The organism is Methylobacterium sp. Leaf112, from assembly GCF_001423295.1.
Taxonomy (GTDB): domain Bacteria; phylum Pseudomonadota; class Alphaproteobacteria; order Rhizobiales; family Beijerinckiaceae; genus Methylobacterium.
On record NZ_LMNG01000012.1, the window covers coordinates 45484 to 57565 of the forward strand.

The 12082-nt window shown below is 70.6% G+C and carries 10 protein-coding genes; 6 read left to right on the forward strand and 4 right to left on the reverse strand.

Features of this window, described 5'->3' with window-relative positions; all coding sequences use genetic code 11:
• Positions 1-59 precede the first annotated feature (59 nt).
• Positions 60-2522, reverse strand: a complete 2463-nt coding sequence (gene ligA, locus ASF52_RS06990) for an NAD-dependent DNA ligase LigA (RefSeq protein ID WP_056169768.1) — start codon at positions 2520-2522, stop codon at positions 60-62.
• A gap of 192 nt (positions 2523-2714) precedes the next feature.
• Here ligA and ASF52_RS06995 point away from each other — a divergent pair, with 192 nt between their 5' ends.
• The 4 genes from ASF52_RS06995 to ASF52_RS07010 all read left to right on the forward strand — a co-directional run bounded on the left by ASF52_RS06995 (position 2715) and on the right by ASF52_RS07010 (position 5756).
• A complete protein-coding gene (locus ASF52_RS06995) occupies positions 2715-3644 on the forward strand; it encodes a sulfite oxidase heme-binding subunit YedZ (RefSeq protein ID WP_056169770.1) in 930 nt (309 codons plus the stop codon).
• Between the two features lie 62 nt (positions 3645-3706).
• Complete coding sequence (locus ASF52_RS07000; protein ID WP_156368922.1) at positions 3707-4024, forward strand: hypothetical protein; 318 nt, start codon at positions 3707-3709, stop codon at positions 4022-4024.
• A 46-nt stretch (positions 4025-4070) separates the two neighbouring features.
• A complete protein-coding gene (locus ASF52_RS07005) occupies positions 4071-4640 on the forward strand; it encodes a Uma2 family endonuclease (RefSeq protein WP_056169776.1) in 570 nt (189 codons plus the stop codon).
• Positions 4641-4742: 102 nt separating this feature from the next.
• The gene (locus ASF52_RS07010) at positions 4743-5756 is read left to right on the forward strand and encodes an adenosine kinase (RefSeq protein ID WP_056169779.1); all 1014 of its coding nucleotides are present in this window, start codon (positions 4743-4745) and stop codon (positions 5754-5756) included.
• Between the two features lie 21 nt (positions 5757-5777).
• Here the strand turns inward: ASF52_RS07010 and ASF52_RS07015 are convergent, their stop codons facing one another.
• The 3 genes from ASF52_RS07015 to ubiG form a co-directional block, all read right to left on the reverse strand.
• Positions 5778-6752, reverse strand: a complete 975-nt coding sequence (locus ASF52_RS07015) for an NADPH:quinone oxidoreductase family protein (RefSeq protein ID WP_056169782.1) — start codon at positions 6750-6752, stop codon at positions 5778-5780.
• A 72-nt stretch (positions 6753-6824) separates the two neighbouring features.
• Positions 6825-7397: a YbhB/YbcL family Raf kinase inhibitor-like protein gene (locus ASF52_RS07020; RefSeq protein ID WP_056169785.1), complete on the reverse strand. Its 573-nt coding sequence runs from the start codon at positions 7395-7397 to the stop codon at positions 6825-6827.
• 47 nt (positions 7398-7444) lie between these two features.
• A complete protein-coding gene (gene ubiG, locus ASF52_RS07025) occupies positions 7445-8188 on the reverse strand; it encodes a bifunctional 2-polyprenyl-6-hydroxyphenol methylase/3-demethylubiquinol 3-O-methyltransferase UbiG (RefSeq protein ID WP_056169788.1) in 744 nt (247 codons plus the stop codon).
• 206 nt (positions 8189-8394) lie between these two features.
• Here ubiG and ASF52_RS07030 point away from each other — a divergent pair, with 206 nt between their 5' ends.
• Complete coding sequence (locus ASF52_RS07030; protein WP_056169790.1) at positions 8395-9630, forward strand: aspartate kinase; 1236 nt, start codon at positions 8395-8397, stop codon at positions 9628-9630.
• Positions 9631-9794: 164 nt separating this feature from the next.
• Entirely contained in the window at positions 9795-12056 is a 2262-nt protein-coding gene (gene ptsP / locus ASF52_RS07035) for a phosphoenolpyruvate--protein phosphotransferase (RefSeq protein ID WP_056169793.1), read from the forward strand.
• Positions 12057-12082: the final 26 nt, after the last annotated feature.

The window sequence follows — 12082 nt, forward strand, 5'->3', positions numbered from 1 at the left end:
AGCGGGTGCCCTGCGCGCCAGAGGCGATGCGCGTCATGTAAGCCGCGCTGGAAGCCACCTCAAGCGCTCGCCACGAGGGCGAGCCAGGCCTCCTCGCTCACCACCTCCACGCCGTGCCTCTCGGCGTCCTTGAGCTTGGAGCCGGCGCCGGGCCCGGCCACCACGAGGTCGGTCTTGGTCGAGACCGAACCCGAGACCTTGGCGCCCAGGCGCTCGGCCGTGGCCTTGGCCTCGCTGCGGGTCATGCGTTCGAGGGAGCCGGTGAACACCACGGTCTTGCCGGCGAAGGCCGTCGCCGTCACGGGTGCCGCCATGGGTTCCGTGGTGACGGCCTCGAGGAGGGCCCGCACGGCGGCGTCGTTGTGCGGCTCGCCGAAGAACGCGATGAGGGAATCCGTCGCCACCGGACCGATCTCGGCGTCGTCGGCGAAGTGCCGGTAGGCGTCGCCCGGGCGCTGGGACGCGGCCCGGGCGATCCCGGCGGCCGCCGCATCGGCGTCGCCGTAATGGGCGAGCAGGCTCGCGCGCTGGGGCGCCGACAGCCGGATGCGGCCGGGCGCCTCGCCGGCTTCCACCCCAGCCTCGCCCTCCTCCGCATCGGAGGTCTCGCGGGGGTAGCCGACCTCAAGCAGGCGGTCGCGCGTCGTCGGGCCGATGCGCGGGAGCGACGAGAGTTCGATCCAGTCCGGCCCCGCCTGGGCGGCGGCCGCCGCCGCGACCCCACCCATCAGGGCGGCCATGTCGGGAAAGCGTTTCGCCAGGGCCTTGGCCGTGGACTCGCCGATGTCGGGGATCCCGAGGGCGAACAGGAAGCGGTTGAGGGGCAGGCGGCGGCGGTCCTCGACGGCGGCGAGCAGGTTGTGGATCGCCTTGTCCTCCTCCTCGCCCTTCTTCTTCGTCGGCTTCTTCGGGGCCGGTGCGCCCTCGGCCCGGCGCTCGGCGGACAGGGCTTCGCGGCGGGCCACGATGGCGGCCTTCAACTCCGCGAAATCGAGGCGGAACAGGTCGGCCGGCTGCTTGATGACGTGCGCTTCGAACAGCACCTCGATGTAGGTCTGGCCGAAGCCTTCGAGGTCGAAGCCGTTGCGCGAGACGAAGTGCTTCAGGCGCTCCACCCCTTGCGCGGGGCAGATCAGGCCGCCGGTGCAGCGCCGGACGGCGTCGGGCTTGCCCGTACGCGGGTTGATCTCCCGGATCGCCCGACTGCCGCAGGCGGGGCAATGGTCGGGGAAGACGAAGGGCGTCGCGTCCGCAGGGCGCTTGTCGAGCACCACGTCCATGACCTTCGGGATCACGTCGCCGGCCCGCTGCACCACCACCGTGTCGCCGACGCGGATGTCGCGGCCGTCGCGGATTTTTTCCCCGTCGCCGCCGACCCCCTGGACGTAGCCCTCGTTGTGGAGCGTGGCGTTCGACACCACGACGCCCCCCACCGTCACCGGCCGCAGCTTGGCCAGGGGATTGAGGGAGCCGGTGCGGCCGACATTGATCTCGATCCCCTCGACCACCGTGAGCGCCTTCTGGGCGGCGAACTTGTGGGCCAAGGCCCAGCGCGGCGAGCGCGAGACGAAGCCGAGGCGTCGCTGCAGGGCGAGGCTGTCGACCTTGTAGACGACGCCGTCGATGTCGTAGCCGAGATCCGCCCGCGCGGCCTCGATGCCGCGGTAATGGGCGATCATCGCTTGCGCGTCGGTGAAGCGTTTCGTGCGGTCGTTGACCGGCAGTCCCCAGCGCCCGAACGCTCCGATCATCCCGGACTGGGTCTCCTCAGGCAGGGCCGACATCTCGCCCCAGGCGTAGGCAAAGAACTTGAGCGGCCGCGAGCGGGTGATCTCAGGATCGAGCTGGCGCAGGGACCCGGCGGCGGCGTTGCGCGGGTTGGCGAACAGGGCCTTGCCGGCGGCCTCCTGGCGCGCGTTGATGGACGCGAAATCCGCGTGCGAGAGGTAGACCTCGCCCCGAACCTCGCAGATCTCCGGCACGTCGTCGCCCGAGAGGGTCTCGGGGATGCTGTCCACCACGCGGGCGTTGCGGGTGACGTCCTCGCCGGTCTCGCCGTCGCCCCGCGTCGCGGCGGTGACGAGGCGGCCGCCCTCGTAGCGGAGCGACAGGGACAATCCGTCGATCTTCGGCTCGGCGGTGAAGGCCAGCGTCTCGCCCTCGGGCCAATTCAGGAACCGGCGCACCCGGGCGACGAACTCCTCGACCTCCGCGTCCGCGAAGGCGTTGCCGAGGGACAGCATCGGCACGGCATGCCGGACCTTGGCGAATTTCTCCGACGGCTTGGCGCCGACGGAGGTACTCGCCGCCCCCGTGCCGGCGAGGTCCGGGAACCGCGCCTCGATGTCCTCCAGGCGGCGGCGCAGGGCGTCGTACTCGGCGTCCGAGATCTCCGGCGCGTCCTCCTGGTGATACAGGCGGTCGGCCTCGGCGATGCGCTCGGAAAGGGAGGCGTGCTCACCGCGCGCCGTCTCCTGCGTCAGGTTGTCGAGGCTGTCGGCGGCGGGCTTCGATGCGGGCATGCTGGGCTTCTGCGATGGGGACCGGTTCGGCCCGGCATACAACACGTCGTTCGATGCCGCATCGTCCCCCGGCACGGCGCGGGCGGGGTGTGCGACCGCACGTCGCCGGCCGTAACTTCGGCCCGCTTCGCCACGTAGATAAGACCGTCGGCGGCACCGGTCGCCCCGACAGCCGCGCATTCGGAACATGCCATGCCCGCCCTGCCCGCCATCTCCGCACCCTGGCGCGACCGCGCCGGACGTCTCTCGGGCCTCAAGCTCGGCGTCTTCCTATTCGCCCTGGCGCCCGGCCTCTGGCTCGCCGGCGCCTATGCGGCGGACGCGCTCGGTGCCAAGCCCATCACCGCGCTCCTGCACGGCACCGGCGAATGGGCCGTGCGTTTCCTGCTGCTGTCCCTGGCCATCACGCCCCTGCGGCGCCTGGCGAACTGGCCGAAGCTGATCCTCGTTCGGCGGATGCTCGGGCTGACGGTGCTGGCCTACGCGCTCATCCACCTCGCGCTCTACGTGGTCGATCAGAACTTCGTGCTGACGAAGGTGATCTCGGAGATCGTCAGCCGGATCTACCTCACCATCGGGTTCGTCGCCCTCGTGGGGTTCGTGGTCCTCGGCGTGACCTCCACGGACGGCATGATCAGGCGACTCGGCAAGGCGTGGCCGCGCCTGCATAAGACGGTCTACACCCTCGCGGTGCTCGGCCTCGTCCACTACTTCCTGCAGGCCAAGATCGACGTCTCCGACCCGGTGTTCTGGACCGGCGCCTTCCTGCTCCTCATGGGCTGGCGCGCCCTGCAGCGCCTGCGCTGGCCTATCAACCCGCTGACCCTGCTGGGGCTCGCCGTCGCGGTGGCGCTCACCACCGCCGGACTGGAGGCGGCGTGGTACGGCCTCGCCAGCGGCATCCCGGCCGGGCGCGTGCTCCAGGCCAACCTCGCCTTTCCCGACATGATCCGCCCGGCCTGGTGGGTGCTCGGCCTCGGTTTGGTTCTGCCCGTCATCGATGCCGCGCGCCGCATCTGGGACCGGTTCGGCAAAGGCGCGGGCAAGGGCGCGGGCAGGGGCACAGGACCAGAGGCCCGACCGGTGCGGAGCCGGCCCGCCGAAGCGGTGGCCGCGCGCTGAAGCCGGCTTGCGGCCGCGCCCGGCCTCCCGCATGAGTCCGTGCCGATGGTTCGGGGGACGCGATGACGAAAACAATCTGGGCGGCCGGCATGGCCTGCCTCCTCGCCGTCGGTGCGGCCCGCGCCGAGTGCCCCCGCGCCGAACCGCCGCCCGTGAGCGCCCGGCCGACCAAACCCGCCTTCCCGGAGAAGCCGGCCTGCGTCGACGCCAAGGGCGGCTGCCCCGGCTGGGAAGCCTACAGCTACAACGACGCCATCAAGGCCTACAACGCCCAGATCGCCGTCTACCGTCCCCTGGCGGAGGCCTACGTGAAGGGCCTGAACGCCTACGTGAAGGCGGCCTCGGACTACGCGCAGTGCGAGGTGAAGGCGCTTCAGTAAGACCGGCGCCTTCGCAGTCTTCGGGGCGCATGAGAGGCTGTCGCCCATGAGCGCGCAGCCCAAAGCCGGCATGGATGTCGACGCCTTCCTGGCCTGGGCCGAGCACCAGCCCGGCCGCTACGAGCTCGTCGACGGAGAGGTCTTCGCCATGGCCCCGCAGCGCGTGCGGTATGCGGAGACCAAGTTCTCCGTCCAGCTTGCGCTCCGCGCAGGCATTCGCGAGGCCGGGCTTGCCTGTCGTATGCTGCCCGACGGGATCACGGTGCGGGTGGATGCGGCAACCTGCTTCGAGCCGGACGCCCTGGTGCATTGCGACGAACGCCTCGGGCCCGATGCCACGCAGGCCCCGGCCCCCATCGTGGTCGTCGAGGTCCTGTCCCCGAGTACCGGACAGATCGACACCACGCCGAAGCTTGTCGAGTATTTCTGGGTGCCGAGCGTGATGCACTCTCTCATCGTCGATCCGGTGCGGCGCATGGTCATTCACCATCGGCGCGGAACCGAAGACCTGATCGAGACGCGGCTCGCCTCCACGGGGCGGCTCGAACTCGAGCCACCGGGCCTGACCCTCACGGGAGCCGCTCTCTTCACCGAGTCTCCCTTAGCCGAGTCGTGAGGGATGGACGGAGCGTTGGAACGGCCGCCCTCGCTTGACCCCCGGCGGGGCTGGTGCCACAGCCCGGCGCATCCTTTTCCCCCGGCCAGACTGGACGGATAGATGCCCGAATCCCTCGACCTCCTCGTCCTCGGCAACGCCATCGTCGACCTCATCGCCCGCGCGGACGAATCGTTCCTCGCCGAGCAGGGCGTGCCGAAGGGCGCGATGCAGCTCATCGACGAGGAGCGGGCCGAGGCCCTGTTCGACGCCATGGGGCCGGCCACCATCGTATCGGGCGGCTCCGGCGCCAACACCGCAGTCGGCGCGGCGCTGCTCGGCGCGAAGACCGGCTTCATCGGCAAGGTCCGCGACGACGAACTCGGGGGCCTCTACGCCCACGACCTCAAGGCCACGGGCGTGCGCTACACCGTGCCGGCCGCTACCAACGGTCCTGCCACGGCGCGCTGCTTCATCCTGGTGACGCCCGACGGCGAGCGCACCATGAACACGTATCTCGGCGCCTGCCAGAGCCTGTCCCCGGCCGACGTGGACGAGGCCACCGTGCGCAACGCGCGCGTGACCTACCTCGAGGGCTACCTCTGGGATCCGCCGGCCGCCAAGGACGCGTTCCGCAAGGCCGTTCAGATCGCCCACGCCGCCGGCAACGCCGTCGCGCTGACCCTGTCGGACGCCTTCTGCGTTGGCCGGTATCGCGAAGAATTCCTCGGGCTCATCCGCGACGGCAGCGTCGATATCCTGTTCGCAAACATCGGTGAGTTGCAGAGCCTGTACGAGACCGACGACGCGGAGGTCGCCCTCAAGGCCCTGCGCGACGAACGCGACACCCGCGGCAAGCATCTCCTCGGCCTCGTCACCCGCTCGGCGGACGGCGCCATGGTGGTCAAGGGTGGCGAGATCCGCAGCGTCGAGGCCTCCCCGGTCCACGAACTGGTGGACACCACGGGTGCGGGCGACCTGTTCGCCGCCGGCTTCCTCGCGGGCCATGTGCGGGGCCTCGACAACGCCGCGAGCGCCCGTCTCGGCGCCCTGGCCGCGGCGGAGGTAATCCAGCACATCGGCGCCCGCCCCCAGCACGACCTCGTGGCGCTGGCCAAGGCGCAGGGCCTGCTCTGAGGCGATCCCACGGGAAGGCGCTCACATTCGCAAGAGCACCTTCCCCACGGCCTCGCGGCGCTTAAGGATCCCGAGCGCCTCGGCGTAATCCGCCAGGGGATAGACCCCATGGACCTTGGCGGTTAGACGGCCCTCCGCGACCCAGGCGAGGAGCTGGCGCCGGTTCTGCGCATGCGCCTCGGGTTCGCGATCGACGAACACGCCCCAGTGCACGCCCTGGATGTCGATGCCCTTGAGGAGGGCGAGGTTCAGCGGGATACGGGGGATGTCGCCGGCGGCGAACCCGACGACGAGGTAGCGCCCCTTCCAGCCCAGCGAGCGCAGGGCCGGCTCGGCGTAGTCGCCCCCGATGGGATCGTAGATCACGTCGACGCCCTTGTCCTCCGTGAGGGTCCGCAGGGCCTCGCGCAGGTTGTCGGCGGCGTAGTCGACGCTCATCGTGGCTCCGTGCGCCTCGGCGACCCTCAACTTCTCCGGCGACGAGGCGCAGGCGATGACACGTGCGCCCATGATGGCGCCGAGTTCCACCGCCGCGAGGCCGACGCCGCCCGAGGCGCCAAGCACCGCCAGGGTCTCGCCCGGCTGGAGCTTCGCCCGGTCCCGCAGGGCGTGGAGCGACGTGCCATAGGTAATGGTCAGGCCGGCGGCCTGCTCATCGGAGACGGCATCGGGAATCGGCGTGAGATGACGGGTCGAGACCGCGATGCGCTCGCGGCAGGTCCCGAACTTCTGGTGGACGATGACGCGGTCGCCGACCGAAACCCCCTTCGTATCCGGCCCGAGGGCCTCGACCACGCAGGCGGCCTCGCCGCCGGGCGAGAACGGCAGCTCCGGCTTCACCTGGTAGCGCCCGGCGATGATGAGGGTATCGAAGAAGTTGAGCGCCGCCAGGGTGATGCGCACCACGGCCTCGCCGGGCCCCGGCACCGGTTCGGCGATGTCCTCCAGGGAGAGATCGTCGGGGCCGCCGAGGCGGGTGCACAGCAAGGCCTTCATGGAAACGCTCCGTCCCTGTCCCGGTGCGCCCATGCACCGGGCGGACCGAGCGGTGCAAGATCCAAATGCGATTCAGGTCCGGGCGTAGGTCGCCGTCAGGCAGCCCTTGGCGAGCACATGGCCCCGCATGGCGTCGATCACGGCGCCCCGGCCCGGTGAGGCGTCGAGGGCGAGAGCCACGTCGAGGGCATAGATCTGGAACAGGTACTCGTGCGGCCCGTGGCCGGTGGGCGGATCGGGCGGCAGCCACTGGTCCTGAAGGAAGCTGTTCTTGCCGAGATCCTGGGACTGGTGCGCCCCGCCGGGGCTCGGCAGCGCGCCCTCGGTCAGGGGGCCGGCCTCCGGCATCAGGTTCCAGGCGATGAGGTGGACGAGGGGGCGCGGGGTCGGGCTGCCCGCGTCCTCGACGATGAGGGCGACCCGGACGGTCCCCGGCGGGAGGTTGTCCCAGGCCAGGGGCGGAGACGTCTTCTCGCCGTCCTCGGTGAAACGGGCTGGGATCGACCCGCCCTCGGCGAAGGCCGGGCTCGTCAGCCGCACCGTCGCGGGCGTGTCGGGAAAGTCGGCGTGGTAGGTGGTCGCCGCGATGCCCGCCTTGAGGCCGGACAGGGCCTCGCCGACGGCGTGGGGGATCTTCTCGAGCATGACGGCCTCCGGTTGCGCGCGGTCAACGACGCGAGGCCGCCGGGAGTTCAGGCGCGGCGCGCGGCGATCATGTAGTTCACCGCCGTGTCGCGGCTCGCCCGCCACGAGCCGTCCAGCGGATTGAACACCACCCCGGTGGTGTCCGTCACCGCGAGGCCGCCGTCCTCGACGGCGCGGATGAGTTCGTGGGGTTTCACGAACTTGTCCCAGTCGTGGGTGCCCTTCGGCAGCCAGCCGAGGACGTATTCGGCCCCCACGATGGCGAGGGCGTACGAGCGTAGGGTGCGGTTGAGGGTGGCGGAGAAAAGCAGCCCGCCGGGCTTCACCGCCGCGCAGGCGGTGGCGACGAAGGCCGGCACATCGACCACGTGCTCCACCACCTCCATGGCCAGCACGATGTCGAAGCGCTCGCTCTGCGCCACCACGCTCTCGATGGTGCGGGCCCGGTAATCGACGCTCACGCCGGCCGCATCCGCGTGCGCCTGGGCGACCTTCACGTTGGTCGGCGCCGGATCGAGCCCCGTCACCCGGGCGCCGAGGCGCGCGAGGGGTTCGGACAGCACGCCGCCGCCGCACCCGACATCGACGATGGCGAGGCCGTCGAGGGGGAACGGCGCCTTCGGATCCCGGTCGAAATGCCGGCAGGCGGCGTCACGGATATAGGCCAGCCGTACGGGATTGAAGCGGTGCAGCACCCGCATGGGCCCGCTCGGGTCCCACCACGTCGCCGCGATGGCCTCGAAGCGGGCGACCTCGTCGCGGTCGATGGAGGATGAGGTGGGTCCGGTCATCGGGTCCGTCTGATTGGGCGGAAAAAAGCTTGGGGGAACAACAGTCCCGGGGATGGGTCACGGCCCACCGGCCCCGATTGTTGACACGCTCGGGTAGCCCTTGTACCCGCCGAAGCCCTGTCCGGTACAGCCGCAGAGCGACGCGGGCGTTTGTCCGGCCCGCCGCACCACGGCTCCCTTTCCACGAGAATCGACGCGGACGCTGCATGGCCCGTTTGGTGATGAAGTTCGGCGGCACGTCCGTCGCCAATGTCGAGCGCATCCGCAACGTGGCGGCCCACGTCGCCCGCGAGGTCGCGGCCGGCTACGAGGTCGCTGTTGTGGTCTCGGCCATGTCGGGCAAGACCAACGAGCTCGTCGCCTGGGTCAAGGACGCGAACCCGATCTACGACGAGGCCGAGTACGACGCCGTGGTGGCCTCGGGCGAACTCGTCACCGCCGGCCTGCTGGCCATCGCCCTGCGCAAGGCCGGTCTCAAAGCCCGCTCGTGGCAGGGCTGGCAGATCCCGATCCTCACCTCCGACGCCCACGGCTCGGCCCGCATCGAGGGCATCGACGGCGCCCGCCTCGATGCTGGCTTCAAGCGCGGCGAGGTCGCGGTCATCGCCGGCTTCCAGGGCATGCACGAGGCGACGGGCCGGGTCACCACCCTCGGCCGGGGCGGCTCGGACACCAGCGCGGTGGCCATCGCGGCCGCCATCGGTGCCGAGCGCTGCGACATCTACACGGACGTCGACGGCGTCTACACCACCGATCCGCGCGTCGTTCAGAAGGCCCGGCGCATGGAGCGCGTGACCTTCGAGGAGATGCTGGAGATGGCTTCCCTAGGCGCCAAGGTCCTGCAGGTCCGCTCCGTCGAGCTCGCCATGGTCCACCGGGTGCCGACCACGGTGCGATCGAGCTTCGACCCGCCCGACAACGCACGCCCCGGAACCCTCATCTGCGACGAGGACGAGACCATGGAACAGCAGATCATCACCGGGATCGCCTTCTCGAAGGACGAGGCGCAGATCACGCTGCGCCAGGTCAAGGACAGCCCCGGAATCGCCGCCGCCATCTTCGGGCCCCTGGCGGACGCCAACATCAACGTCGACATGATCATCCAGACCGTGTCGGGCGATCAGTCCACCACGGACATGACCTTCACGGTCCCGTCCGCCGATTACGATCGCGCCCGACAGATCCTCGATGCCCAGAGCGGCGTCATCGAGTTCGCCCAGATCGAAGGCGCCACCGACGTGGTGAAGGTTTCGGCCATCGGGGTCGGCATGCGCAGCCACGCGGGCGTCGCCGCCAAGGCGTTCCGGGCGCTCGCCGAGAAGGGCATCAACATTCGGGCGATCACGACATCCGAGATCAAGTTCTCCGTGTTGATCGACTCCGCCTATACGGAGCTTGCCGTGCGTACGCTCCACTCGCTATACGGCCTCGACCAGGCCTGAACACATTGGCCCATCGCGCGCACGATTCTTGCGCGTGATGCCGCGTGAGCGCGCTGTCCGACGAAGTGGATACCGGTTCGTCTGAGGGCACGACACACAAGGAATGAGAGGCGCGATCCGGCCGGATCGGATCACGCCTCGAACCGAAGCCGGATCGAGGGACCATGCCCGCTGCGCCTGGAGGACCGCGCCTGCTGCTGCGCCGCCTCCGCGAAGCGATGGCGGAGCCGGTCAGTCCACAGGCACGTCTCGACCGGATCGTCACCCTGATCGCCGCCAACGTGGTGGCGGAGGTGTGCTCGGTCTACGTGCTGAGCGACGACAACACCCTCGAGTTGTTCGCCACCGAGGGCCTGAACCGCGAAGCGGTCCATCTCACCCGCATGCGCGCGGACGAGGGCCTCGTCGGCCTCATCGCGCAGACGGCCGAGCCGCTCTCCCTGTCCGACGCCCAGTCGCACCCGTCCTTCTCCTATCGCCCTGAGACGGGCGAGGAGGCGTATCACGCCTTCCTGGGTGTGCCGCTCCTGCGCGCGGGCAACACGCTCGGCGTGCTCGTGGTGCAGAACAAGACCTACCGGGTCTATTCGGAGGAGGAGATCGAGGCGCTCCAGACCACCGCCATGGTGCTGTCGGAGATGATCGCCTCGGGCGAACTCCAGGCGCTGGCCCCCGGGGCCGGCTCGGCGGCCCGACGGGCCGTGAGCCAGCGCGGCGTGGCGCTCGCCGACGGCATCGGCCTCGGGCACGTGGTGCTGCACGAGCCGCGCATCGTCGTGAAGCGGCTCATCGCCGAAAACCTCGACCGCGAGGTCGAGCGCCTCGAACAGGCCATCGGCGAAGTCCGCTCCGCCATCGACGACCTCGTGGAACGCGGCGACAGCATCGGCACCGGCGAATCGCGCGAGGTCCTCGAGACCGTGCGGATGTTCGCCCACGACAAGGGCTGGCTGCGCCGGATGCGCGAGGCCGTGCAGTCGGGCCTGACGGCAGAGGCCGCCGTCGAGCGGGTCCAGTCGGACAACCGCGCCCGGATGATGCGCCAGAGCGATCCGTATCTGCGCGACCGCCTGCACGACCTTGACGACCTCGCCAACCGGCTCCTGCGCACCCTCATCGGCCACGAGGGCAACGGCGACCGGGTGCTGCCCGAGAACGCGATCCTCGTCGCCCGCTCCATGGGGCCTGCGGCCCTGCTCGACTACGACCGCACGGCCCTGCGCGGCGTCGTCCTGGAGGAAGGCGGCCCGACGAGCCACATCGCCATCGTCGCGCGGGCGCTCGGCATCCCGGCGGTGGGCGAGATCGCCAACGCCACGGCGCTCTGCGACGCCGGAGACGCCATCATCGTCGACGGCGCAACGGGCGAGATCCAGGTCCGGCCCGGTCCCGAGATCGAGGCGGCCTACGGCGAGATGGTGCGGGTCCGCGCCAAGCGTCAGGAGCAGTACCGGGCCCTGCGCGACCTGCCGGCGGTGACCCGCGACGGGGTCGCCATCGGCCTGCAGCTCAATGCCGGTCTGCTCATCGACCTCACCCATCTGGCCGAGACGGGCGCGGACGGCATCGGCCTGTTCCGCACCGAACTCCAGTTCATGGTCGCCCAGCGCATGCCGTCGGCGGCCGAGCAGCAGACCCTGTACGAGGCGGTGTTCACCGCCACCGGCGACCTGCCGGTGACGATCCGCACCCTCGACATCGGCGGCGACAAGATCCTGCCGTACATGCCGGCCCTCGAGGAGGAGAACCCGGCGCTCGGCTGGCGGGCGATCCGCATCGGCCTCGACCGGCCGGCTTTGCTGCGGGTGCAGTTGCGGGCGCTGCTCCGCGCGGCCGGGGGCCGACCCCTCAAGATCATGTTCCCCATGGTGGCGACGGTGGACGAGTTCACCCGCGCCAAGGCCATCGTCGAGCGCGAGAAGGCGCACCTGCGCCGCCACGGCCACCCGCTGCCGAGCGATTGCAAGCTCGGCGTGATGGTCGAGGTGCCCTCGCTCCTGTTCCAGATCGACGAGATCGCGCGGGCCGCCGACTTCCTGTCGGTGGGGTCCAACGACCTCATGCAGTTCCTCTTCGCCGTCGACCGCGAGAACCGGCGGGTGGCGGGCCGGTTCGACACCCTGAGCGTGCCGGCCCTGCGCGCCTTCCGGCTCATCGCCGAGCGGGCGGCGGCGGCCGGCTGCCCGGCCACGGTCTGCGGCGAGATCGGCGGCAAGCCCCTCGAGGCCATGGCCCTCATCGGCCTCGGCTTCCGGCACCTCTCCATGTCACCGGCCGCCATCGGCCCGGTGAAGGCCATGGTGCTCGCCCTCGACGCCGCCGCCATCGCGGCCGTCATCGACGCCGAGATGGCCCGCGCCGGCGACGGCGCAACCCTCCGGCCGGCGCTCAGCGCCTTCGCCAAGGCGCACGGCGTTCCTATCTAGCGGGCCTTCAGAGTTTCCGACCCTGG